The organism is Streptomyces nogalater (genome assembly GCF_039532885.1).
GTDB lineage: Bacteria > Actinomycetota > Actinomycetes > Streptomycetales > Streptomycetaceae > Streptomyces > Streptomyces nogalater.
Genome location: NZ_BAAASM010000075.1, coordinates 180,097 through 203,231 on the forward strand (window position 1 = coordinate 180,097; position 23,135 = coordinate 203,231).

The following is a 23,135-nucleotide window of genomic DNA, read 5'->3' on the forward strand; positions in this document are numbered from 1 at the left end:
CGTGCACGGGAAGCCGCGGCGGATGACAGACTGACGCCATGGACGAACGCGTGATCGGCAGGTCGGGTCAGTGGGCATCGGTGGTCGGGCTCGGCACATGGCAGCTGGGCGCCGACTGGGGAGACGTGGACGACAAGGTGGCCCTGTCCGTCCTTGAGGCGGCGGCCGAGGCCGGGGTGACCTTCTTCGACACGGCCGATGTGTACGGCGACGGGCGCAGCGAACAGACCATCGCCTCCTTCCTGCGGGGCCGGCCGGACCTGCACGTCCTGGTGGCCACCAAGATGGGGCGCCGGGTGGAGCAGATCCCGCAGAACTACGTCCTGGACAACTTCCGCGACTGGAACGACCGCTCGCGCCGCAACCTCGGTGTCGACCGCGTCGACCTGGTGCAGCTGCACTGCCCGCCCACCCCCGTCTACTCCTGCGACGAGGTGTTCGACGCCCTGGACACCCTGGTGGAGGAGGAGCGCGTCGCCGCCTACGGGGTGAGCGTGGAGACCTGTGAGCAGGCGCTCACCGCGATCGCCCGGCCGGGCGTGGCCAGCGTGCAGATCATCCTCAACCCGTTCCGCATGAAGCCGCTGTACGAGGTGGTGCCCGCCGCCCGTGAGGCCGGTGTCGGCATCATCGCCCGGGTGCCGCTCGCCTCCGGGCTGCTGTCCGGGAAGTACACCAAGGACACCGTGTTCGCGGCCGACGACCACCGCACCTACAACCGGCACGGCGAGGCCTTCGACCAGGGCGAGACCTTCTCCGGGGTCGACTACGCCACCGGGGTGGAGGCCGCCGCCGAGTTCGCCGCGCTCGCCCCGGAGGGGTACACCCCGGCCCAGCTCGCACTGCGCTGGATCATCGAGCAGGAGGGCGTCACCACCGTGATCCCCGGCGCCCGCAGCCCGGAGCAGGCCCGCGCCAACGCCGCCGCGGCCAAGCTGCCGCCGCTGCCGCCGCAGACGTTCACCGCGATCCGCGAGCTGTACGACCGCCGGATCAAGGACCAGGTCGAACACCGCTGGTAGCGGCCCCGCCCGGACCCGTGTCGCACGTCCGCCCGTTTGACGAACGGGCGGACGGTTACACGGCACCCCATGACGCGTGATGGGCGGCGCAGAGGGCGCGATGAAACCGAGGAAGAGCGGGCCGACCGGATGTGGGCGGAACTCATCCAGGAGGTCCGGGTCGCACAGACGGGCGTACAGATCCTGTTCGGCTTCCTGCTGACCGTCGTCTTCCAGCCCAAGTACGCCCGCCTGGCCGACACCGACCAGGTGATCTACATCGTGACCGTCGTCATGGGCGCGTGCGCCACCGGCGCCCTCGTCGGACCGGTGTCCCTGCACCGCCTGGTCTCCGGCCACCGGGTCAAACCGCGGGCGGTACGGCTGGCCTCCCGGATGACCCTGGTCGGCCTGGCCCTGCTGCTCGCCACGATGACCTCTTCCCTCCTCCTGATCCTCCGGGTGGCCACCCACAACGGCTACGTCCCCTACCTGGTGACGGCCGTAGTCGCCTGGTACGTCCTGTGCTGGTACGCCCTGCCTCTGTGGGCCCGCCGTCATTCGGGGTCGGAGGACTGAGGGGTCTCTCGTCCGGATCGGCGGGCGGGTCGCGGGGAGACGCTCAGGCGGCGCCTGCGGGACGGATCAGTGTCCGCAGCATGCGGTGGGTGGCGGGGTCGGTGGCGTGGATGCGGGTGGCATGTGTGCCGCGGGTGAGCAGGACGCGGTAGGTATTGAGGGCATAGCGGAGGTACTGCTCGGGGGGCAGGCCACGGAGGTGGCTGTCTTCGCTGTGTTCGGGACGGGCGTGCCAGTGGCCATCGTTCCAGATGAGGTCGGGGCCGATGATGACGCCGGAGTGGTGGTATTCGAGGCCTTGGGCGGTGTAGATGCAGCCGATCTGCTGGTGGCCGCCGGAGTGGCTGGCCCAGAGCTGGCTGCGGGGAGCGAGGACACGGCCGTCGTGGGGGTCGGTGAGGGCGGTGTCGGCGTTCCAGGCGGCGCGCCAGGTCCGGGCAGGTGTCGAGGGCCCCGCGGGGACCTCGATGCCGATGTCGAGGGGGAGGGCGGTGGCGCCGCGAGGGCGGTCGCGGGTCCAAGGCCAGCAGAATCCGGCGGTGGTGCGGGCGGTGTACCCGGCGGCGGTGGCGTGTTCGACCCACTCCTGGAGCTGGAAGGGGTCGTCGGACAGGCCGAGGTCGTATCCGGCGTGCCCGGTCCAGGGCACGGGTCTGCCGTACAGCAGGGCGTCGACCCAGGCGGTGTAAGCGGCTGAGCCGCCGCACCGGAAGGAACCGGTCAGCTCCAGGTGGTGGTGGGTCCGGCCCACGGCACGGGCGGCGGCGCTGATCTCTTCGACGGTGGTGCCTTCGTCGGGGCGGATGATCTGTCGTTCGTCCAGGAAGATCACGGCCAGCGGTACGTGCTCCACCACCACGGTCAAGTCCCGGGGCAGGCCACGCGCACCACCCCGCTTGATGCGTTGCGCCTCGTCGATGACGAGGGTGCCGGTCTGCCGTGCGACGCTGCGTATCAAGCTCGCCGCGGGGAAGAGTTCGCGGGCGGCACTGTGTTCGCGGGTGGCGTCCAGAAGGTGGGCGCGCAGGGTGCCGGAAGGAGTGATGAAGCGGGGACGGGCCGAGGGGTGGACGCGCATGAGGTGCCCCAGCAGCCGCGCGGCGAGGGCCGTCTTGCCGCTGCCCGGGCCGCCGCTGACGGTGACCACCGCTCCACCGGTCTTCCGGCCCCGCCCGTCGGGTGCCTGACCCGCGCCGGCGGAAAGGGCGGACAGGTGGTGGGTGGCAGCGGCACGGATCCGTACGAACGCTTCCTGCTGATCACCCACCAGCGCGAAGGCCACACTGCCCTCCAGGACGGAGCCGACGTGGTCCAGCAACCGGGTGGAGGGCGTCCACCGGATGCCCTCGAAAGCGGCTATGTCACCGCGGGACGGCGCGAGGACGTCCGCGCACCGCAGCAGCCCTGCCAGCGTCCCTGCGGGCGCCGACAAGTCCTCGCCGCCGAGCACCGGGATGTCGGCGACCGCGGGAGCGTCCGGCCGCAGGGCCTGGGTCTCGGCAGCAGTGGCGTTGTGCAGCACCACCACGGCGCGCACATCCAGCCGCGGGGCTCTCTCCGGCCGCCAGTGCTGAAAGAAGCTCCGGTAGGACGCGACCTGGAACACGGGGTGGACCGTTACCTGCCCATCGCCGCGCATCACCCGCTCCTGGTCGAGGACGCGGCACTGGTGCCACTGCTTGAGCTCGATCACGACCAGGACCAGTTCCCCGCCGGGCCCGGCACCGACCAGCAACGCGTCCAGGCGTCGGCTCCCACCGGGGGTCCCGTATTCCAGGTACACCCGCAGATCCGACAGCTCCGCCCGCAGCAGTGCTTCCAGCAGTGGCGGCCACGACCGGCGCCAGGCACGCACTTCCGCGTCGCCGGGTTCCCCGAACCCCGCTGCCCGGTACCGCGCGATGCACCGGTCGATGAACGACGGGTCCTTCAGCTCGTCGGCGACCTCTCGTACCCGCCCCGCGGCAGCGCAGGCCACGCCTGACCACGCTCCCGCGGGACCCGCCCGGTAGGTGCCCTGTGGCTCCGCCTCCGCCACGTCGTAGGACAGTGGGGCAGCCCGCTTCGGCTCGTCCACGTTCCCTCCCCCTCGTTCGCACACTTCAACGGCCTGCCCGTTTCAAGCAGTTCGGTATTCCGGACTCGTCGATCCGTCACCCGACACCCCGCTATAGAGGGCTGTGTAAGTGGGATCTTATGATGAACTGCATGACGATGAGTTCACAGTTCGTGATGGTTCACGTGGGCCAAAGCACCGAGGCGCAGCGGAACTTGGTGCACGGCATCGAGACGCGCTCGTGGGGGTTCCCGGAGTCCAAGGCCGAGTACGAGGGAGCGCGGCCAAGGTTCGCCCTGCTGGCGACGGGTGCGTCACCGCGGGTACAGCTCGAGCAGTGGCTGACGGGCACGGCGACCCTCTACCTCTTCGAGGTCCGGAAGGGCTTCTACACCGGTCATGCGCCGCACTGGCCGGATGAGGAGGCGGAGATGCGCGTGAAGTATCCGCTGCGCTTCGGTATCGAGCCCTTGGCGGTCCTGCATGACGTACCGCTGGGCCCTGACGGTCCGTTGACGGAGGCCGGCAGCGACGCGATCCGCCGCTCCGGAACCGATCGCGGTATGGGCAAGCTCGTCGACATGCCGGTCCTGCCCCTCCTGAACCTCGCCGACATCCCGGTCGACGCCGACGAACCGGAGAGTGTCCCGCTGGACAAGTCCCCCGGCTTCACCGGCGACCAGGTGGAGGGAAAGAAGAAACCGCAGCGCCGGCGTCGCGGCGCCGGCTACATATCCGATCCCAAGAAGCGCAAGGCGATCGAACTGCACGCCGAAGACCTGGCTGTCGCCCACTACGAGGCCGAGGGCTGGACGGTGGAGCGCCTCGGCAAGCCGTACGACCTGCGCTGCACGCGCGGGACCGAAGAGCGTCACGTGGAGGTCAAGGGCACCACCGGCGCGCCCACCAGCGTCGAACTGACCATCAACGAGGTGCTCCACGCTCGCGACAAGGACACCACGGTGGACCTGTACGTCGTCAGCGACATCACGATCGACACGCACACGGTCCCTTACACCACCAGTGGCGGGGAGGTCAGCCACTACCTCGACTGGGAACCGGCCGAGCAGGACCTCAGGCCCCGCAGGTACGAGTACCGTCTTCCGTTGACCAGTGACTGACCGAGGCCGATCCGGGTCGGCGCGTCCTCCTCGCCGCACTTCCAGCGGCCCGAAGCAGGCGCGAGCGTAGATTTCGTCACACCGTTTCGGGCGCCTCGTGCGGGGCTTCCTCCCGGCTGTGCCGGTCCGTGAACTGGTCGCCCGTGCCTCACCGTTGTGCGGCAGCGGGCGACCGACGACATGGGCGGCTACTCAGCCCCGGAGAGGATCGCCGCCAGCAGTTCGTCCACGTCGATCCGTTCCCGGCCCGGCGGGACGACCTGGTGCGTCTCGCGCAGGAACGCCGCCACCGCCGGCGCCCACGCCAGCACCACCGCACGGTGCCGGCTGCCGTCCGGACGGCTGTCCCCGAGGAACTCCAGCCGTAGTTCGTGGCACGGCCCGCTGCCCTGTGGCCGCAGCCGTACGTCGCCCACGCCGACCGGTCCGGCCAGCCCCGCGGCCAGCATCTCCCGGTCCAGCCGCCAGCACGCCAGCACCCGGCCGTCGTGGGCGAAGACGGCGGTGACGGCGAACGGGTCGTCGGCGGCGTAGCCGAGATGGGCCAGCACCGGACACCGCCCGGTGCCGGGCGCGAGGAGCTGGACCACCAGGGTCTTGTGCACGAACGGATTCACGCGGGGCCTCCGGCAGACAATCGGCGTAGAGACCCCTAGTACCCCGGCACCGCCCAGAATGCTCACTCGTGTGGCTGATTCCCGCGCCGCACCGCTGAACAGCCCGTCAGCCGAAGGCCTCCCGCAGCGCCGGCAGCAGGGTCTTCGCCGACCAGTCCAGGAACTCCCGCTGCGCGTCACCGCCGATCTGCACCAGCGCGACCTCCCCGAACCCGGCCTCCGCGTACGGTCGTACGGCCTCTACGAACGCCTCTGGATCGTCGCCGCACGGAATGGCGGAGGCGACGTCGTCCTCGGTGACGAACTGGGTCGCGGCCTCGAACGAGTCGGGGTGCGGCAGTTCGGCGTTCACCTTCCAGCCCAGGCCGAACCAGCGGAACTGGGAGTGGGCGCGCTTGACCGCCGTGTCCCGGTCGGGGTCGTAGCTCACCGGCAACTGGCCCACCCGGGGCTTGCCCTTGCCGCCGTGCCGGTCGAAGGCCTCCAGCAGGCCCGCCTTCGGCTCGGTCGCGATCACCAGGTCGGCGAGGTGCCCGGCGAGTTCGCAGGACTGGTTGCCGGAGACGGCGATGCCGATCGGCGGCGCCTGCTCCGGCAGGTCCCACAGCCGGGCCGACTCCACGTCGTAGTGCTGCCCGTGGTGGGTGACATGGCCGCCCTCGAACAGCGCGCGGATGATGTGCACCGCCTCCTCCAGCATCTCGTGGCGGACGTCCACCGGAGGCCAGCCGCCGCCCACGACATGCTCGTTCAGGTTCTCGCCGGCGCCGAGGCCGAGCCGGAACCTGCCCTCGGACAGCAACTGCACGGTCGCCGCCTTCTGCGCCACGATCGCCGGGTGGTAGCGCAGGATGGGACAGGTGACGTAGGTCATCAGGGGGATCCGGGAGGTGGCCTGGGCGGCGGCGCCCAGCACGCTCCACGCGTAGGAGGCGTGCCCCTGTGCGCGCAGCCACGGGAAGTAGTGGTCCGAGATCACCGAGAAGTCGAACCCCACCTCCTCGGCGCCCACCACGTGTTCCACCAGGTCCCGGGGACCTGCCTGCTCGGTCATCATCGTGTATCCGATTCGCACCATATCGGGCGAGTCCCCGGCTCGGCGTCCGGAAAACGGCCCATGGCGAGGGTCACTCCCGTGGTACCCGGAACGTCCGCAGGAACGTCGTCAGCGCCACCCGGTTCGCCGCGTCCTCCCAGGCCGCGGCCGGGGTGGTGAAGCGCAGCGAGTAGCCGCGCCGGCCGCCGAGCAGCAGGCCGCGCCCGAAGGGCCGGGGCGTGCGCTCCCGGGCCCGGCCAGCCACTCCAGGGCGGCGGCCCGGCGGCCCAGGTAGGCGGTGGCCCGGACCGCGCCGATCCGGCGGTAGCCCGGCAGCCGGGCCGGTTCAGGCTCGACGTCCTCACGCCGGACGGCGACCGGATCGGGGCCGACACGCTCGCTGTAGGTGACGGCGAGCGTGGGCGTGCCGCCGCTCCGGCCGGAGATCACGCGGTAGGCCAGGCCGCCCACCCGGAGGTGGCCGGCCGCCGCCACCCGCCGACCGCCGCCACCCGCCGGGCGGCGCCACGGAGAAGCCCTGGGATGCACGGTACGCGCGGTAGCCGGCCGGCAGCGCGGAGGAGGCGGAGGGGGAGGGCGTGAGGGAGGGGCGGGGGAGAGGGGGAGGCGGTACGGTCGGCGTGGGGCCGGGCGGGGCGCCGCCGGTGGGCCGGCCGGAGGGTGCGGCCGGGGTGTCGGCCGGGGGCGGGACGGCATACCGATGTGTGCCGGTCGGCACGCCGGTCGCGGCCCGCGCCACACCGGTCACACAGCGCGCCGCCTTCCACGACCGCGGCGACCCGGTCCGGGCGCGGCAGCCGCATGGTCTCGCCGGCGTGCAGGTCCCGTGCCGTGAGGCGGTGCGCGGAATCACCGGCGGACTCCGGCAGGACCGTCCGCGCCACCGGGCGGGGCCGTCCCGCCACCAGTCCTCCGCGTACCAGCACAGGCGGTTCGTCTCGCGGGAGAAGAGCTCCAGCAGCCGGTACCGCCCGGCGACCCCCTCGGATGCGAAGACGCGCGCCTCGGCCATGGACACCCCTCACACACCCCGCCCGGACTTTCCCGGAGGTACGCGGGGCGCACGGGGATGTGTTCAACAGGCGCTCACCACAGGCCGTACCGACTGGCCCAGCCCATGACTTCCTGGGGTGTCGTGTTGCCGCCGCACACCACGAGCCCGATCCGGGCGCCGTCACCGACCCGCTCCACCACCTGCCGGGCCGCGGGCAGCAGACAACCAGCCGCCGGCTCGGCCCACACCTTGGCGCGGTCGGCGAGATCCAGACAGCCGCGCACCGCGTCCCGGTCCGGCACCACCAGGACCTCCTCGACGAGCGCGGACACATGGTCGTACGTCAGCCGGGACACCGAGGGCGCGCTCAACGTGGTGACCAGGGACGACAACGGCACCCGCACCGGGCCGCCCGCCTTGAGCGCGCCGGACATCGCCTCCGCGCCCTCGGTCTCCACGCCCCACACCCGTACCCCCGGCCGCCGGGCCCGCAGGGCCGCCGCGACCCCGGCGATCAGACCACCACCGCCCACGCTGACGACGACATCGGTCAGCTCCCCGGCGTCCTCGGCCAGCTCCAGCCCCACGGTGCCCTGTCCGGCGATCACGGCCGGGTCGTCGAACGGGTGGACCAGGGTCAGCCCCTCGTCCCGCAGCCGCGTCACCAGTTCGAAGGCGCTGTCCATGCCGTCGGTCAGCCGCACCGACGCCCCGGCCTCCTCGGCGAGCGCGAGGGAACGGGCGGGCGCGGTGCGCGGCATGACGACGGTGGCCTTCACATCGAGGGCCGCCGCCATCACCGCGAGCGCGATCCCGTGGTTGCCGCCGCTCACCGCGACCACGCCCGCCGCCCGCTCGGCCGCGGTCAGCGACAGCAGCTTCGCCGTGGCCCCGCGCGCCTTGAACGAGCCGGTGCGCTGGAGCAGTTCGAGCTTGGCGGTGACGGGGGCGCCGAGCAGGGTGGTGAGCCCGGGGCTCGGCACCGTCGGCGTACGTACGACGTGGCCGGCGATCCGCCGGGCGGCGGCTTCGATGTCCGTCAGGCCGATCAGGGCGCTGTCCGAGTTGTCGATCAAGGCGCTTCATCCTTCCGGCACGGGTCGGGAGCCGTACCGGACGCACCTTGGCCCGCCGGACGGCCGGCGGTCAACGCCGTTTTGGATCACGGCCGGCGCCCGCGTCCCCGGAGCATGGCCGGCGTCCGTGCCCGCGTCCCCGGAGCCGGCGTCCGCGTCCGTGCGTCGGCGGGCTCAGTGCTGCTGGTTCTTCTGGGGTGTCAGCTCGCTCGGTCGCACCACCACGAACCCCTCGCCCTGGAACATCAGTTGCACGGCCTCGCCGGAGCCGCCGCGCAGCATCGAGCCGATGGACTGCGAGCGGTGCAGCGAGGTCTGCAGATGGGTGGTCCAGCCCACCACCGCGTCGGTGTCGACGTACACCGGCGCCTGCGCGGACACGGGGATGACCAGCGGGTTGCCGTCGCAGACCAGGCCGAGCCGGCCCTGCCCCGCGAACACGCTGTTGAAGAGGCCGCCGCCGCTGATGCCCGACCCCTTCACCGTCTTGATCTCGTACGACAGCGACGCGTCGAAACACAGCACGTGGCGGCCGTTGACGGTGAACTGGTCGCCGGGCTCGACGTCGACGATGAAGCAGTTCTGCGCCTCGTGCGCGAACCAGGCCTCGCCCTGTCCGCGCACCGTCATGAGGGGCAGTCCCTCACCGGTCACCGCGCGTTTGAGCATGCCGCCGACGCCCTGCCCCTTGCGCTCGAACCGCAAGTCGCCGCGGTAGGCGACCATCGCGCCCTGCCGGGCGTACATCTCGCCGTTCACCGCGTATTTGATGCACTTGGCGTTCTCGACGGACATGCCCGGCGCCACGGCCGGCTGCACCACGTGCTGACTGGAAAAGAGATCACCCTTCATACGGGGCATGGTGTCCCGGACGGCCTCGTTCCGCCAAGGTCACGGCACGTGTCGGCCGGGACACGGGCCGGTCACTTCCCGCAGAACGCCGACTCCAGCGCCCCGGCCAGGGTCCCGAGCACCTTGGCGTTGTTCGAGGTGTTCGCCATGGCCGTGAGGGTCCGCCCGCCGTCCTTCGTGCCGAACGCGTACGTGTAGTAGCCCTGCACCGCCCCCGTGTGCCCGTACACCGACACCCCGCAGGACAACTGGCGCCGCCGCAGCCCGAGGCCGTACGCCGTCGTGCTGTTCACCTTGGTGAACCGCTCCATGTCGGCGAGGCGCGCGGGAGACATCAGCCTGCCCTTGAGCAGCGCGCCGTAGAAGACGTCGAGGTCCCGGGCGCTGGAGATGAGCGCCCCGGCGCTCTGCGCCCAGGAGACGGTCTGGGCGGTCGCGTCGACCAGCGGGGCGCCGGCGCGGTCCGGGGTCAGGTAGCCGCGGGTGTGCCGGCCCGGGATCGCGGTGTCCGGGTGGACGTAGAAGGTGTCGGTCAGCTTCAGCGGCTTGATGATCCGGTGCTGGTAGGCGGTTCTCACCGGCTGTCCGGTGAGCTTCTCGACGAGCAGCCCGGCGACGACGAAGTTGGTGTTGGAGTAGGAATAGGCGGCGCCGGGCGCGTTGGTGCGGGGCTTCTTCAGGGAGAGGGCGACCAACTGCCGGTAGGTGAAGACCTTCTTGCGGACCGCCTCGAAGCCGGAGACGCTCACGGCGAACATGTCGTCGCTGTAGTCGTACAGCCCGCTGCGGTGGCTCAGCACATGGCGGACGGTGATCCGGTCGTCCGGCAGCAGACCCGGCAGATAGCGGTTGACCGGAGCGTCCAGCGACAGCCGGTGTTCGTCGACGAGCTGGAGCAGCACCACCGTCGTGAAGGTCTTGGTGACACTGCCGATCCGGAACCGGTCGCCGGTGCTGATGGCCCGCCCGGTGGCGCGGTCGGCGACACCGCGGGTGACCCGGTAGGTCCGGCCGTGGTCGTCGATCCGGGCCAGCGCCCCGGGCGCGCCCTGGGCCACCGCCGAGCGCAATACGGCGGCCAGGCCCGCGGTGTCCGGCGCCGGCAGCGCGGCCCCGGCCGGGGTGCGCGCCGCCGTCGGCCGCGCGGCTGCCGCCGGAGTCACCGACGCCCCAGTCGCCGCCGCCGGCCGCGCCGCTGCTGCCGCTGCCGCCGCCGGGGTGTCCGGCGTCCCGGCCGCCGCCTGTGCCGGGACCGCGAGCAGCGACAGCGCGACCGCGCCGAGTACCGCCGTCCGCCCCACAGTTGCCGAGTCCATCCCCTCACCACTCCCATCCGGTCGGTTGTTGATGCGATATCGGTCACATGTCGCCCTGGGAACCTAGGGGATGAGAACGCCGTCTCCCCAGCCGACACACGATTGGTCATGCTGTGATCACTCTGTGGCTCTCGTGTGTAAAAGATTGTCATAAAGGTTCGTGAAATGAAGCATTTCGGCTTTACGTGCCCATGACTGATCGGGAAGGGTTACCCCCCGGGGCCAGACCAGCCCCCGTGGCGCCCAACCGCGCCATGCCTCAGGGCGGTTGACGACCTCGGCCGCCTTCGTACGAAGGAACCCTGATCAGATTGCGTAGACCGCACATACGCACCGTGGCGGTCGCCGTCGCGGTGGCGACGGCTGCCACGGGCCTGGCCGGTACGGCCTTCGCGGGTCCCGACACGGGGGAGCGGCACGTCGCCGCCTCGGCCTCCTCGAACGCCGCGGTGGTGGTGGAGGCGGCACGCACCGCGGCCTTCGCGCACGCCTCGGCGACCGGCGTCTCCCAGGGCGACGAACTGCACGCCCAGGACGTCATGATCGACCCCGAGGGCGCGCGGCACGTCCGCTTCGTCCGCAGCAACAACGGCCTGCCGGTGCTCGGTGGCGACCTCGTCGTCCACCTCGACGGCAAGCTCGGCTACACCGGCGTGACCCGCGCGGCCGGCCACACGGTCAAGCCCGCCGCGAAGGCCCGGCTGACCGCCGCTCAGGCCGCCGCCTTGGCCGCCCGGGCGGCCAAGGGCGACGCGGACGGCGCCCAGCTCGTGGTGGACGCCCGGGCCGGTGCCTCCGCGCTCGCCTACCAGGTCACCGTCACCGGCCAGGAGACCGCCCGCACGGTCGTCGTCGACGCGGTCACCGGCAAGGTGCGCAGCAACACGCCCACCCGGGACGAGTTCCTGTCGCCGAAGCTGCTCGACGCCCTGCGCGAGCGCGGCGAGACCCTCGACCCGGCCACCGGCACCGGCTCCGCCGCGGCCGCCCCCGGCCTGGCCGGCTCCGGCGCCACCGGCGCCACGCGCTACCCGTCGGCCGCCAAGGGCACCGGCAAGACCCTCTTCGTGGGCAGCGTCGGCCTCACCACGACGCAGACCTCGCGCGGTCACTACCAGCTCAAGGACCCGAACCGGTACGGCACCGAGACCCGGGACGCCAAGGGCTCGTACACCGAGAAGTTCAGCGCCGGCACGAAGTTCACCAACACGACCAACGTGTGGGGCAACGGCAAGACCAGCAGCCGGGTCACGGTCGCCGCCGACGCCCAGTACGGCGTCACCAAGACACTGGACTTCTACAAGTCCACGTTCCAGCGCAAGGGCATCCGCAACAACAGCAAGGCCGCCCAGGCGATGGTCCACTGGGGCAAGAAGGTCGCCAACGCCTTCTGGGACCCCACCTGCAACTGCATGCTGTACGGCGACGGCGACGGCCAGATGTTCAAGAAGCCGCTCGTCGTCCTCGACGTCACGGGTCACGAGCTGACCCACGGCGTGGTGGAGGCGACCGCCAACCTCCAGCCGACCTTCGTCGACGCCGACGGCAACCAGTACGGCGAGCCCGGCTCGCTGAACGAGTCGCTCGCGGATGTCTTCGGCTCGAACGTCGAGTTCTACGCCAAGAACGCGAAGGACACCCCGGACTACCTGGTCGGCGAGAAGCTGGGCCTCGCGCAGAAGTTCCTGCGCCGCCTGGACCGCCCGTCGCTGGACAAGCTCGAGGGCACCGTCGACTACTGGTCGCCGAAGCTCTACGACACCGAGGTGCACGCCGGTTCCGGTGTCTCCTCGCACGCCTACTACCTGCTCGCCGAGGGCAGCGGCAAGAAGAAGATCGGCAGCGTCACCTACGACTCGCCGACCTACCGCAACATCAAGGTCAAGGGCATCGGCCGGGCCAAGGCGACCGCCATCTACTACCGGGCGCTCACCCGCTACATGGTCTCCAGCACCGACTTCCACCAGGCGCGCACCGCGACGCTGAAGGCGGCCAAGGACCTGTACGGCGCGAACAGCACCGAGTACAAGACGGTCGACACGTCGTGGGCCGCGGTGAACGTCACCGCCGCCAACACCCCGCGCGCCCGCCACTGACGGACGACGCCGGACCTCTCCGCACCACCGGATGCCCCGCCTCGCGCGGGGCATCCGCCGTCCGCCGTGGCGTCAGCGCAGGATCCGCGCCCAGTCGGCCGGCACCCGCCCCGCCGGGCCCGGTACCGGCTGGCCGGCGGGATGGCTCGCCGGGGGAGCGAGGTCGGGCCCGGAGGTGTACAGCTCCTCGGTGGCGTAGTTCCAGAACCAGCCCTCGCCCGGCTCGTAGCTGCGGATCACCGGGTGCCCGGTGGCCCGGAAGTGGGCGGTGGCGTGCCGGGACGGGGAGTCGTCGCAGCAGCCGATGTGCCCGCACCGCGCGCAGCGGCGCAGATGGAACCACCAGCCGCCCGTCTCCTCGCACTCCACACAGCCCGGCCCGCTCGGCGGCACACCGGGGTCGATCCCCTCCACGTCGTTCATACCGGCTCCTCCTCGGGCGGTCGGGCGGTCAGCGGCAGCAGCACCTGGAAGCGGGTGTCGCCGGGCACCGACTCCACCCGCAGGCTGCCGTGGTGCTTGTCGACGACGATCCGCCAGGAGATGTCCAGGCCGAGCCCGGTGCCCTCGCCGACCGGCTTGGTGGTGAAGAACGGGTCGAAGATCCGGTCCTTGATCTCCGGCGGGATCCCGGGCCCGGTGTCCCGGAACTCCACCAGCAGCCGCTCGTGGTCGCGTGCCGTCCGCACGGTGAGGGTGCCCTGCCCGCCCGCGCCGTTCATCGCGGACACGGCGTTGTCGACGAGGTTGGTCCACACCTGGTTCAGCTCCGCCGGATAGGCGGGCACCCGGGGCAGCGTCCGGTCGTAGTCCTTGACGACCTCGATGCCCGGCCCCCACTTCCCCGACAGCATCAGCAGCGTGCTGTCGAGGAGTTCGTGCACGTCCACCACCCGGTACGGCGCCCGGTCCAGCTGCGCGTACTGCTTGGCCGCGTCGACCAGGTGCGAGATGCGGGCGGTGGAGTCCTCGATCTCGTTCATCAGCAACTCGGTCTCGACGGTGTAGTCGAGCCAGCCCACCGCGTTCGGCAGGATCTCCTCGCCCACCGCCGCCGCGACCCGCTCCAGCCAGTCCACGTCGAGTCCGGCCTGCACGAAGGCGGGCGCCAGCTGCCAGCCGTGGCCGATGCCGTGCTCGTCCAGCCAGTCGGTGAGCGCGTCCTCCCGGTCGGACGCCTCCAGCGGGCTGAGCGCCGGCGCCTTCGCCACCCGCTCCGCGGTCCGCTCCTGGATCTCCACCAGGTTCGCCAGCACCTCCCGGGAGAAGGGGCCCTCGGCGATCAGACCGAGCTTGTGCCGCATCTTCGCGACCCGTTCGCGCAGCGCGGCCGTCGCCCGCACCGCTGCCGCCGCCGGGTTGTTCAGCTCGTGCGTGAGCCCGGCCGACAACGAGCCCAGCGCCAGCAGCCGTTCCCGCTGCCCGATCATCGCCTGGGTGTTCTTCGTGCCGAAGAACAGGCCCTCCAGCAGGTGCACGGCCATCGGGAACCACTCGCGCATCACGTCCGCGAAGGTGTCCGCCGGCAGCACGAAGAACCGCGTCGGCTCGGTGACCCGCATCGAGTTGCGGTAGACCTGCCGCACCCGGTCGCCGAGGTAGGCCTGCATCGCGCCGGCGTACACCCCGCGCTGCGAGGACCGGCTGACCTCCACGTCGTCGGCGCCGACCCGCCGGGACAGCACCACCGTGCCCTCGATCATCACGAAGAAGCAGGTGGCCGGGTCGCCCTCGGTGTACACCGGGCCGGGCTCGAACAGCTCCACCCGGCCCGCCGCGCACAGCCGGCCCAGCTGCTCGGGGCTCAGCTTCTCGAAGAGGAACAGGGAGCCGATCTCCCGGGGGCCGCACGGCACGACCCGGCCGCTCACGACTGCTCCAGATACCGGTGGACGAGCATCACGGCCATGGCTCCCTCTCCGACGGCGGACGCGACCCGCTTGGCGGACTCGGCGCGCGCGTCCCCCGCGACGAACACGCCGGGAACGCTGGTCTCCAGGTGGTACGGCGGCCGGTCCAGCTCCCAGCCGGCCGGCGGCCGTCCGTCGGCGGTCAGATCGGGTCCGGCCAGGATGAAGCCGCGCTCGTCGCGCAGCACCGTCTCGCCCAGCCAGTCGGTCGGCGGGGCGGCGCCGATGAACACGAACAGCCAGCGGGCGCCGACCCGTTCGCGCTCACCGGTCACCGTGTGACGCAGTGTCAGCTCTGCCAGCCGACCGGTGCCGTGCGCCTCGTCGACCACCGTGTGGCAGCGCACCGAGATGTTCGGGGCGTCCTCGATCTGCTGGATCAGGTAGTGCGACATCGACGCCGACAGGTCGGGTCCGCGCACCAGCAGCGTCACCGACTTCGCGAACCGGGACAGGTACATCGCCGCCTGGCCCGCCGAGTTGGCGCCGCCGACGATGTACACCTCCTGCCCCTCGCAGGAGGCCGCCTCGGTCAGCGCCGAGCCGTAGAACACCCCGCACCCGGTCAGGTCCGCGCAGCCCGCGGCCGGCAACTGCCGGTACTGCACCCCGGTCGCGAGGATCACGCTGTGCGCGGCGATCGCCGAGCCGTCCGCGAACCGTACGATCCGGGCGGCGCCGTTGGCCTCAAGTCCCGTCACCTCCCGGGCGGTCAGGAGTTCGGCGCCGAACTTGGCCGCCTGCCGCCGCGCCCGGTCGGTGAGCTGGGCGCCGGAGACCCCGTCGGGGAAGCCGAGATAGTTCTCGATCCGGGAGCTCTGCCCGGCCTGCCCGCCGGTCGCCGACCGCTCCACCAGCACCGTCCTGAGGCCTTCGGAGGCGCCGTACACGGCCGCGCCCAGCCCGGCCGGGCCGCCGCCGATCACCACCAGATCGTAGAAGCCGGCCGCCGGGGTCGTCGCGAGCCCCACCCGGGCCGCCAGCTCGGGCGCCTCGGGCTCGACCAGGGCCGTGCCGTCCGGGGTGACCACCAGCGGCAGCCGCTGCCCGTCCTGCCCGGCGGCGGCCAGCAGCCGCCGCCCCTCCGGCTCGTCCACCGAGTACCAGCGGTAGGGCACCTGGTTGCGGGCCAGGAACTCCCGCACCGCCGAGGACCGCGCCGACCAGCGGTGCCCGACGACCTTGGTGCTGGGCACCGGCTTGCAGGCGCCGCTCCGCCAGGCCTGGAGGAGATCGTCGAGGACCGGGTAGAGCTTCTCCTCGGGCGGGTCCCAGGGCTTGAGCAGATAGTGGTCCAGGTCGACGACGTTGATGGCGTCGATCGCCGCGTGCGTGTCCGCGTACGCGGTCAGCAGCACCCGGCGCGCGCCCGGGTACACGTCCAGGGCCTGTTCGAGGAACTCGATGCCGTTCATCCGCGGCATGCGGTAGTCGGCCAGGATCACCGCCACCTGGTCCCCGCGCAGCTTCAGCTCGCGCAGCGCGGCGAGCGCGGACTCTCCGGACTCCGCGCGGACGATGCGGTACGACCCGCCGTAGCGCCGCCTGAGGTCGCGGGCGACGGCACGGGAGACCCCCGGGTCGTCGTCCACGGTCAGGATGACGGTCCGCGCGGTCTCGGCGGCCTGTGCCATACGACTCCCCACCCATGTCACCAATACCAGGCCATCGTATGTTCGATCGCCCGGGCCCGCCGAGGACACCGCGGCAGCGGTGGCCGGGAGCGTGCACCATGATCATGAGCACACGACGACACGCTCGTGCGCGCAGGACGACGAGGAGGCCCACGGATGACACGCCCGATCACGGCAGGGGTGGACGGTACACAGGAGAGCCTGACCGCGCTGGACTGGGCGGCCAGGGAGGCCGTGCGCCGGGGCCTGCCGCTGCGCGTGGTGCATGCCTGGCGGTACGCCGAGGCGCTGGCCGCGGCCGACCGGGACACCCAGCACGGGTGGGTCTCCCAGGGTGTGGAGGACGCCGTGCGCTCCGTCACGGAGCGGCACCCGGGGCTGACGGTGACCACCGACCTGGTGGAGGGCGGGGCCGCGGACGCGCTGGCGCGGGCCGCGGCCGGGGCGGAGCTGCTGGTGCTCGGTTCGCGCGGGCACGGGCCCGTCGTCGGGTTCCTGCTGGGCTCGGTCGGTCAGCAGGTGATCGCGGAGGCCGCCCGGCCCGTGGTGCTGGTGCGGGCCGGGGACGAACCCGCGGCGGAGGCGGCCGGCCGGGACGTGGTGGTCGGCCAGCACGGCGGCCCCGAGGACAGCGCGGCGGCGCTGCGGTTCGCGTTCGAGACGGCGGCGGCCCGGGGCGCGGCCGTCCGGGCGGTCCGGGCCTGGACGCTGCCGCCGGTCTTCGCCTACAGCCCGGGTTCGCTGCGGCTGCTGGACGAGGCGGGCGGGCTCGAACCGTACGAGAAGCAGGCGCTGGCCGACGCCGTGCGGCCCTGGCGGGAGCGGTTCCCCGAGGTGCCCGTCGCCGAGCACGTCGAGATGGGCAGCGCCGGGCAGGTGCTGCTGGCGGCGGCGGCCCGGGCCCAGCTGCTGGTCGTCGGGCGCCGGGCGCGCCGTACGGCCGTCGGCGCCCGGATCGGTTCGGTGGCGCACGGCGTGCTGCACCACGCCGGCTGCCCGGTGGCCGTGGTCCCGCACGACTGACCTGCCGGTCTGCCCGGGCCGGTCTGCTCGGGCCGGTCTGCCCGGCCGGTCTACTCGGGCTCGGCCGGCTCCAGCGTGGCACGGGCCCGGGGCAGGACGTTCTCGATGTAGTCCCTGACGGCGGTGTCCAGCCCGATGTCGTGCTGGGCCCGCTCGGACAGGTACCAGCGGTGTTCGAGGAGCTGGTGGTAGATCTCCGCCGGGTCCATCGTGCCGCGCAGCTCCGGCGGAACGGCGCGCACGGTGGGCCGGAACACGTCCCGGACCCAGCGGTGGGCCAGCACCTCGGGGCGGGCGGCACGGGGATCGTCGGGGACGTAGTCGTCCTGGGTGGCCATCCAGCTCTCCAGGTCGCTCAGCAGCCGCCGCGCCTGGTTCTCCTCGGTGTCCAGGCCGGTCAGCCGCAGCAGCTGCCGCTGGTGGTGGCCGGCGTCCACGACCTTCGGCACGAAGGTGACCGTGTCGCCGCCCGAGGAGTGCTCGATCTGCATCTCGGCCACGTCGAAACCGAGGTCGTTCAGCCGGCGGATCCGGCGCTCGATGTAGTGGTACTTGCCCGCCGGGTACACCGAGGTGCGGGTCAGCTCCCGCCACAGCCCCTGGTAGCGGGTGCAGATCTCGTGGCCGAACTCCACCGGGTCCACCGACGGGTGCAGCGCGCCGGACGCCTCCAGGTCCAGCAGCTCGCCGCTGATGTTCACGCGGGCCAGGTCCAGGTCGTAGTCGCGCTGCCCGGGGCTGAGCCGCGGGTGCAGCTCGCCGGTCTCGGCGTCGACCAGATAGGCCGCGTAGGCGCCCGCGTCGCGCCGGAACAGGGTGTTGGACAGCGAGCAGTCGCCCCAGGCGAAGCCGGCCAGGTGGAGGCGGACCAGCAGCACGGCGAGGGCGTCCATCAGCCGGTGCATGGTCGCCGGGCGCATGGTCGTCTCGAACATCGACCGGTACGGCAGCGAGCCGCGCAGATGCCGGGTGATCAGCACCGGTTCCAGCGGGGCGCCCGAGCGGTCGGCGCGGCCGGTGACCACGGCGAGCGGGTCGACGGCCGGGATGCCGAGCCGGTCCAGGTCGCGCAGCAGCCCGTACTCGCGCAGCGCGGGCCGCTCGGCCAGCTCCTTGACGGCGATCACCTCGTCACCGGCGTGCGCGTAGCGCACCACGTGCCGGGAGATGCCGCGCGGGAGCGGCACGAGGTACTCCTCGGGCCACTCCTCCAGCGGGGTGTCCCAGGGCAGGGCGAGCAGGAGCGCGGGGTGCTCCGGGTTGGTGGCGCTGATCTGCAAGGACATGACACGAACCCTAAGGCCCCGCCCGGGCGTTCCGGGGGCCCGCTGCCGTGGGTGTGCTCAGGAGGCTCGCTCCCGGGCCCGTTCGGCCGCCGCGCGCACCGGGCCCCGGTGCACCGGCCCGTGGCCCGGCAGCAGGACGTCGCCGTCGAGCGCGCCGATCAGGTCCAGCGAGGCCACGACCCGGGCGCGTTCGTGGTGGAAGAAGTCCGGCAGGATCTGCGGGCCCTTGATCCGCGAGGTGGCGTGCCCGCTGACCAGCGCGTCCCCGGAGATGACGATCCCGGCCCCGGGCAGGTGGTAGACGCAGTGGCCGTCGGTGTGGCCGGGCGTGTGCACGGGCACCGGGCGGCCGGGCAGGTCCAGCGGGGCTCCGCCGGCCGCCGGGAACGGCTCGGGCGCGGTGACCGGGTGGTGCTCGGTGCCGCCGGCCTTGATCACGTGCACCGCCCAGGGCACGACACCGGGCCGCCAGGCGTTGCGTATGACGTCGCCGATGGTGGCCTGCTGGAGGAAGTCCCGTCGTGCGTGCGGTACTTCGGCCGGGTGCAGATACACCGGCGTGCCGTGGGCCGCGCGCAGGTACTCGGCCGAGCCCAGGTGGTCGTTGTGCGCGTGGGTGATCAGTACGGCGGCGACCGACTCGGGGGCGGCGCCCACCCGCGCGAGCGATTCCAGCAGCGCCGGGCGGTCTCCCGGATAGCCGGTGTCCACGAGGGTGACGGCGTCGCCCTCCTTGAGGATCACCCAGTTGACGTGGTTGCCGTGCACCAGGTAGGTGCCGTCGGCGACTTGGCGTACCTCTGCCCGCATGATCTCCCCGAGCCCCGTGTGATCGTTGGTGGAAGGACAGCCAATCAGACCGGCCGCCTCCTCGCGCAAGGGCGGGACCGGTCGGTCACCGTACGCCGTGCGGCCGGAACTGGACGCTGATGCGCGGTCCGGTGGCCCGGCCGGTCTTGGGGACGCAGTGCTCCCAGGTGCGCTGGCAGGAGCCGCCCATCACGATCAGATCGCCGTGTCCGAGCGGTCGGCGCACGGTGGAGCCGCCCCCGCCGGCCGGGCGCAGCAGCAGGTCCCGGGGCGCGCCGACGGAGAGGATCGCGACCATGGTGTCCTCGCGGGCGCCCCGTCCGATGCGGTCCCCGTGCCAGGCCACGCTGTCCCGGCCGTCCCGGTAGAAGCACAGTCCGGCGGTCGTGAACGGCTCGCCCAGCTCCTCGGCGTAGTGCCCAGAGAGTGCGGCCCGGGCCTCGTCCAGCACCGGGTGGGGGAGCGGGTCCCGCTCGCCGTAGTGGGCCAGCAGCCGGGGTACGGCGACCACGTTGTCGTACATCTTCCGGCGCTCCGCCCGCCAGGGCACCTCGGCCGCGAGCCGTTCGAAGAGCGCGTCGGCCCCGCCGAGCCAGCCCGGCAGGACGTCGATCCAGGCCCCCGCCCCCAGCTCGGTCCGGCGCAGCCCGTCCAGGGGACCGAGCCGCAGCTCGTCGGTCTGGTCGAACAGGGAGCCCTGGAGGTGCGTGGCCATGAGGCCAGCGTACTCCGTTAATCGAAAATACGTTCCCATCTGATCAACGGGTGCCCTGTGATCCCCCGCGCCGGACCCCTTTCGATACACAGGTGTATCCGATACATTCGCGTATCGAACGACAGCACGGTCGGGAGGGCGGTCGGATGGAACCGGCGGAACAGTCGCCCGCGCGCGTCACCCGGCGCCGGGTGCGCACCCGGGCCCGGCTGCTCGACGCCGCGTTCGCCGTGTTCGCGGCGAAGGGGTTCGGGCGGGTCACCATCGAGGAGGTCTGCGAGGCGGCCGGATTCAGCCGGGGCGCCTTCTACTCCAACTTCGCCACCCTGGACGAGCTGTTCTTCGCCCTCTACCGGGAGCGCGCCGACCTGATCGCCGGCCAGGTCGCCGACGCGCTCGCCCGGGGCGGGCCGGACCTGGACGTGCCGGCCTCCGTGGACCGGGTCACCGAGGTACTGCTGCTCGACGTGGACTGGCTGCTGGTGAAGACCGACTTCCTGGTGCACGCCGCCCGCGACCCGGCCGTCGCCCGGGCCCTGCTCGACCACCGCGCCCGGCTCCGCGCGGCCATCGCCGACCGGCTCGCCCGGGCCCGGGGGCACACCGCCCTGCCCGCCGTCCTCGGCGATGCGGACGGTGCCGCGCGCGCCGTCGTCGCCGCCTACGACGGCGTCACCACCCAACTGCTGCTGGACCGTGACGTCGAGGCCGCCCGGGCCTGGCTGAAGCATCTGCTCACCGCGCTGCTGACGGACGGCGGCCACATCCCGTCGTAACCCGGGAAGCCCTCCCCCCGCGGGCACCCGGAGGGCCCGGCGCGCCCCCGAAGCCCGCCGGAACGCGCCCCCGAGCACCCCCGACGCGCACCCCCGAGGAAGGACACACACCCATGGACGCGGACGTCATCGTCGTCGGAGCGGGCCTCGCCGGGCTCGTCGCCGCGCACGAACTCACCAGCCGGGGCCGCCGGGTGGCGCTGGTCGACCAGGAGAACGCCGCCAACCTCGGCGGCCAGGCGTTCTGGTCCTTCGGCGGGCTCTTCCTCGTCGACTCGCCCGAACAGCGCCGCCTCGGCATCAAGGACTCCTTCGGTCTCGCCTGGAGCGACTGGCAGGGCAGCGCGCGCTTCGACCGACGGGCCGACGAGGACTCCTGGGCGGTGCGCTGGGCCCGCGCGTACGTCGAGTGGGCCGCCGGGGAGAAACGCTCCTGGCTCGCCGGGCACGGCATCGAACTGCTGCCCACCGTCGGCTGGGCCGAACGCGGCGACCTGCGGGCCGACGGACACGGCAACTCCGTGCCCCGCTTCCACATCGCCTGGGGCACCGGCACCGGTGTGGTCGAACCCTTCGTCCGCTCGGCCCGGCAGGCCGCCCGGGACGGCCTGCTGACCTTCCATCACCGGCACCGGGTGGACGAACTGGTCGTCGAGGACGGCACGGCACGCGGGGTGCGCGGCACGGTCCTCACCCCCGACGACTCCCCGCGCGGAGTCGCCTCCGGCCGCGACCGCGCCGGCGACTTCGAACTGACCGCCCAGGCCGTCGTCGTGACCACCGGCGGCATCGGCGCGAACCACGACATCGTCCGCCGGTACTGGCCCGAGCGGCTCGGCACGCCCCCCGCCCGGATGGTCACCGGCGTCCCGGCCTACGTCGACGGCCGCATGCTCGACATCAGCGCCGAGGCCGGCGTACGGCTCGTCAACCGTGACCGCATGTGGCACTACACCGAGGGCCTGCACAACTGGGACCCGGTCTGGCCCGGCCACGGCATCCGCATCCTGCCCGGCCCGTCGTCCATCTGGCTCGACGCCCTCGGCCGCCGCCTGCCCGACCCCTGCCTGCCTGGCTACGACACGCTCGGCACCCTGAAGTACCTGCGCACCACCGAGGACATCGCCGGCTACGACCACTCCTGGTTCATCCTCACCCGGAAGATCATCGAGAAGGAGTTCGCCCTCTCCGGCTCCGAACAGAACCCCGACATCACCGCCAAGGACCGCAAGGCCGTGCTGCGCGACCGGCTGCTCGGCAAGGGCGCCCCGGCACCCGTGCGGGCCTTCCTGGACCACGGCGAGGACTTCGTCACCGCGGACAGCCTGGAACGGCTGGTGGAGAAGATGAACGGCCTGACCGGCGAGCCGCTGCTGGACGCCGCCGAGGTGCGCCGGCGGATCGAGGCCCGGGACGCGCAGCTCGCCAACCCCTACAGCAAGGACTCCCAGATCCAGGGCATCCGCAACGCCCGCCGCTTCATCGGCGACCGGCTCGGCCGGGTCGCCGCCCCGCACCGCATCCTCGATCCGGCCGCCGGCCCCCTCATCGGCGTCCGGCTGCACGTGCTGACCCGCAAGACCCTCGGCGGCATCCAGACCGACCTGGACTCCCGGGCCCTCGGCACCGACGGCACCCCGATCGAGGGGCTGTACGCGGCGGGCGAGGTCGCCGGGTTCGGCGGCGGCGGGATGCACGGCTACAACGCCCTGGAGGGCACCTTCCTCGGCGGCTGCCTGTTCTCGGGCCGGGCGGCGGGCCGGCACGCGGCCCGGCACACGGGCTGAACCCCGGCCTCGGACAAGGGAGGCGCGTCAGCCTCGCTCGGCCCCTACAGGGGTCGCTCCTCAGCCCCGTACCAGCTCCAGCAGCACCCGCGCGTGGCTCTCCTCCGGCCGCTTCGACGCCGTCAGGAGCGTCACGCGCCCCTTGCGGGCCGACGCGCGCAGACCGTCGAGCAGTCCGGCGGCCTCGGGCGCGTCCAGCTCCGCCTCGTAGCGCCGGCGGAACTCCTCGTACGACCCCTCGCCGGCGTGGTACCACGTGCGCAGCTCGGCCGACGGCGTCAGCCCCTTGGGCCACTCGTCCACGTGCGCCTCGTCCTTGGCGAGGCCGCGCGGCCACAGCCGGTCCACCAGCACACGCAGACCGTCGTCGGGCTCGGGCGGTTCGTAGATCCGGCGCAGGCGCACGCTCACGGCACGAGGCTCCTTCCG

Annotated in this window: 21 protein-coding genes; 7 read left to right on the forward strand and 14 right to left on the reverse strand. The window is 72.5% G+C overall.

The window, feature by feature from the left end; translation table 11 throughout:
* Positions 1-38: 38 nt before the first annotated feature.
* Together ABD350_RS36930 and ABD350_RS36935 are read left to right on the forward strand one after the other, a co-directional pair.
* Positions 39-1,022, forward strand: a complete 984-nt coding sequence (locus ABD350_RS36930) for an aldo/keto reductase (protein ID WP_344353649.1) — start codon at positions 39-41, stop codon at positions 1,020-1,022.
* Between the two features lie 69 nt (positions 1,023-1,091).
* Positions 1,092-1,580 (forward strand): DUF6328 family protein, encoded by a 489-nt coding sequence (locus ABD350_RS36935; protein WP_344353651.1) that lies wholly within the window; start codon positions 1,092-1,094, stop codon positions 1,578-1,580.
* Between the two features lie 43 nt (positions 1,581-1,623).
* Here the strand turns inward: ABD350_RS36935 and ABD350_RS36940 are convergent, their stop codons facing one another.
* Positions 1,624-3,657, reverse strand: coding sequence for a DNA/RNA helicase domain-containing protein (locus ABD350_RS36940; RefSeq protein WP_344353653.1), 2,034 nt, complete (start codon positions 3,655-3,657; stop codon positions 1,624-1,626).
* A 131-nt stretch (positions 3,658-3,788) separates the two neighbouring features.
* Here ABD350_RS36940 and ABD350_RS36945 point away from each other — a divergent pair, with 131 nt between their 5' ends.
* Complete coding sequence (locus ABD350_RS36945; protein WP_344353655.1) at positions 3,789-4,757, forward strand: protein NO VEIN domain-containing protein; 969 nt, start codon at positions 3,789-3,791, stop codon at positions 4,755-4,757.
* Positions 4,758-4,945: 188 nt separating this feature from the next.
* On the opposite strand, the gene ABD350_RS36950 is transcribed toward ABD350_RS36945, so the two are convergent.
* The 6 genes from ABD350_RS36950 to ABD350_RS36975 form a co-directional block, all read right to left on the reverse strand.
* Positions 4,946-5,374, reverse strand: coding sequence for an SsgA family sporulation/cell division regulator (locus tag ABD350_RS36950; RefSeq protein ID WP_344353657.1), 429 nt, complete (start codon positions 5,372-5,374; stop codon positions 4,946-4,948).
* Positions 5,375-5,480: 106 nt separating this feature from the next.
* A complete protein-coding gene (locus ABD350_RS36955; RefSeq protein WP_344353659.1) occupies positions 5,481-6,452 on the reverse strand; it encodes an LLM class F420-dependent oxidoreductase in 972 nt (323 codons plus the stop codon).
* Between the two features lie 49 nt (positions 6,453-6,501).
* On the reverse strand, positions 6,502-6,675 hold the full coding sequence (locus ABD350_RS36960; protein ID WP_344353661.1) for a hypothetical protein: 174 nt from the start codon (positions 6,673-6,675) through the stop codon (positions 6,502-6,504).
* Positions 6,676-7,517: 842 nt separating this feature from the next.
* On the reverse strand, positions 7,518-8,477 hold the full coding sequence (locus ABD350_RS36965) for a threonine/serine dehydratase family protein (protein ID WP_344353734.1): 960 nt from the start codon (positions 8,475-8,477) through the stop codon (positions 7,518-7,520).
* Between the two features lie 198 nt (positions 8,478-8,675).
* The gene (locus ABD350_RS36970) at positions 8,676-9,353 is read right to left on the reverse strand and encodes an AIM24 family protein (protein WP_344353663.1); all 678 of its coding nucleotides are present in this window, start codon (positions 9,351-9,353) and stop codon (positions 8,676-8,678) included.
* Between the two features lie 71 nt (positions 9,354-9,424).
* A complete protein-coding gene (locus ABD350_RS36975) occupies positions 9,425-10,669 on the reverse strand; it encodes a serine hydrolase domain-containing protein (protein ID WP_344353665.1) in 1,245 nt (414 codons plus the stop codon).
* Positions 10,670-10,980: 311 nt separating this feature from the next.
* Here ABD350_RS36975 and ABD350_RS36980 point away from each other — a divergent pair, with 311 nt between their 5' ends.
* Positions 10,981-12,765, forward strand: a complete 1,785-nt coding sequence (locus ABD350_RS36980; protein WP_344353667.1) for a M4 family metallopeptidase — start codon at positions 10,981-10,983, stop codon at positions 12,763-12,765.
* Between the two features lie 72 nt (positions 12,766-12,837).
* Here the strand turns inward: ABD350_RS36980 and ABD350_RS36985 are convergent, their stop codons facing one another.
* Genes ABD350_RS36985 through ABD350_RS36995 form a run of 3 tightly spaced genes read right to left on the reverse strand, consistent with a single transcriptional unit; the run spans position 12,838 to position 16,309 of the window.
* Complete coding sequence (locus ABD350_RS36985; RefSeq protein ID WP_344353669.1) at positions 12,838-13,188, reverse strand: UBP-type zinc finger domain-containing protein; 351 nt, start codon at positions 13,186-13,188, stop codon at positions 12,838-12,840.
* Positions 13,185-14,636, reverse strand: a complete 1,452-nt coding sequence (locus ABD350_RS36990) for an ATP-binding protein (RefSeq protein WP_344353671.1) — start codon at positions 14,634-14,636, stop codon at positions 13,185-13,187. Before ABD350_RS36990 ends, ABD350_RS36985 begins: the two co-directional genes overlap by 4 nt.
* Complete coding sequence (locus ABD350_RS36995) at positions 14,633-16,309, reverse strand: FAD-dependent oxidoreductase (protein WP_344353673.1); 1,677 nt, start codon at positions 16,307-16,309, stop codon at positions 14,633-14,635. Before ABD350_RS36995 ends, ABD350_RS36990 begins: the two co-directional genes overlap by 4 nt.
* Positions 16,310-16,465: 156 nt before the next feature.
* On the opposite strand from ABD350_RS36995, the gene ABD350_RS37000 reads away from it, so the two are divergent.
* On the forward strand, positions 16,466-17,332 hold the full coding sequence (locus ABD350_RS37000; protein WP_344353675.1) for a universal stress protein: 867 nt from the start codon (positions 16,466-16,468) through the stop codon (positions 17,330-17,332).
* A 50-nt stretch (positions 17,333-17,382) separates the two neighbouring features.
* On the opposite strand, the gene ABD350_RS37005 is transcribed toward ABD350_RS37000, so the two are convergent.
* The 3 genes from ABD350_RS37005 to ABD350_RS37015 form a co-directional block, all read right to left on the reverse strand.
* Positions 17,383-18,618 carry a DUF4032 domain-containing protein gene (locus ABD350_RS37005; protein ID WP_344353677.1) on the reverse strand — a complete coding sequence of 412 codons (1,236 nt, stop codon included), beginning with the start codon at positions 18,616-18,618 and terminating at the stop codon, positions 17,383-17,385.
* Positions 18,619-18,675: 57 nt separating this feature from the next.
* Positions 18,676-19,428 (reverse strand): MBL fold metallo-hydrolase, encoded by a 753-nt coding sequence (locus ABD350_RS37010; protein ID WP_344353679.1) that lies wholly within the window; start codon positions 19,426-19,428, stop codon positions 18,676-18,678.
* Between the two features lie 85 nt (positions 19,429-19,513).
* Entirely contained in the window at positions 19,514-20,143 is a 630-nt protein-coding gene (locus ABD350_RS37015; protein ID WP_344353680.1) for an alpha-ketoglutarate-dependent dioxygenase AlkB, read from the reverse strand.
* Positions 20,144-20,289: 146 nt separating this feature from the next.
* On the opposite strand from ABD350_RS37015, the gene ABD350_RS37020 reads away from it, so the two are divergent.
* A complete protein-coding gene (locus ABD350_RS37020) occupies positions 20,290-20,919 on the forward strand; it encodes a TetR/AcrR family transcriptional regulator (protein ID WP_344353683.1) in 630 nt (209 codons plus the stop codon).
* Between the two features lie 113 nt (positions 20,920-21,032).
* A complete protein-coding gene (locus tag ABD350_RS37025) occupies positions 21,033-22,706 on the forward strand; it encodes an FAD-binding dehydrogenase (protein WP_344353685.1) in 1,674 nt (557 codons plus the stop codon).
* Between the two features lie 60 nt (positions 22,707-22,766).
* Here ABD350_RS37025 and ABD350_RS37030 read toward each other — a convergent pair whose 3' ends face one another.
* Complete coding sequence (locus ABD350_RS37030) at positions 22,767-23,117, reverse strand: DUF488 domain-containing protein (RefSeq protein WP_344353686.1); 351 nt, start codon at positions 23,115-23,117, stop codon at positions 22,767-22,769.
* Positions 23,118-23,135: the final 18 nt, after the last annotated feature.

Excerpts from the sequence above, each read along its gene's own strand:
- ABD350_RS36930 (WP_344353649.1), top strand. The coding sequence starts at position 39 with ATGGACGAACGCGTGATCGGCAGGTCGGGTCAGTGGGCATCGGTGGTC.
- ABD350_RS36935 (WP_344353651.1), top strand. The coding sequence starts at position 1,092 with ATGACGCGTGATGGGCGGCGCAGAGGGCGCGATGAAACCGAGGAAGAG.
- ABD350_RS36945 (WP_344353655.1), top strand. The coding sequence starts at position 3,789 with ATGACGATGAGTTCACAGTTCGTGATGGTTCACGTGGGCCAAAGCACC.
- ABD350_RS36955 (WP_344353659.1), bottom strand. The coding sequence starts at position 6,452 with ATGGTGCGAATCGGATACACGATGATGACCGAGCAGGCAGGTCCCCGG.
- ABD350_RS36970 (WP_344353663.1), bottom strand. The coding sequence starts at position 9,353 with ATGAAGGGTGATCTCTTTTCCAGTCAGCACGTGGTGCAGCCGGCCGTG.
- ABD350_RS36975 (WP_344353665.1), bottom strand. The coding sequence starts at position 10,669 with ATGGACTCGGCAACTGTGGGGCGGACGGCGGTACTCGGCGCGGTCGCG.
- ABD350_RS36985 (WP_344353669.1), bottom strand. The coding sequence starts at position 13,188 with ATGAACGACGTGGAGGGGATCGACCCCGGTGTGCCGCCGAGCGGGCCG.
- ABD350_RS36995 (WP_344353673.1), bottom strand. The coding sequence starts at position 16,309 with ATGGCACAGGCCGCCGAGACCGCGCGGACCGTCATCCTGACCGTGGAC.
- ABD350_RS37000 (WP_344353675.1), top strand. The coding sequence starts at position 16,466 with ATGACACGCCCGATCACGGCAGGGGTGGACGGTACACAGGAGAGCCTG.
- ABD350_RS37005 (WP_344353677.1), bottom strand. The coding sequence starts at position 18,618 with ATGTCCTTGCAGATCAGCGCCACCAACCCGGAGCACCCCGCGCTCCTG.
- ABD350_RS37010 (WP_344353679.1), bottom strand. The coding sequence starts at position 19,428 with ATGCGGGCAGAGGTACGCCAAGTCGCCGACGGCACCTACCTGGTGCAC.
- ABD350_RS37015 (WP_344353680.1), bottom strand. The coding sequence starts at position 20,143 with ATGGCCACGCACCTCCAGGGCTCCCTGTTCGACCAGACCGACGAGCTG.
- ABD350_RS37020 (WP_344353683.1), top strand. The coding sequence starts at position 20,290 with ATGGAACCGGCGGAACAGTCGCCCGCGCGCGTCACCCGGCGCCGGGTG.
- ABD350_RS37025 (WP_344353685.1), top strand. The coding sequence starts at position 21,033 with ATGGACGCGGACGTCATCGTCGTCGGAGCGGGCCTCGCCGGGCTCGTC.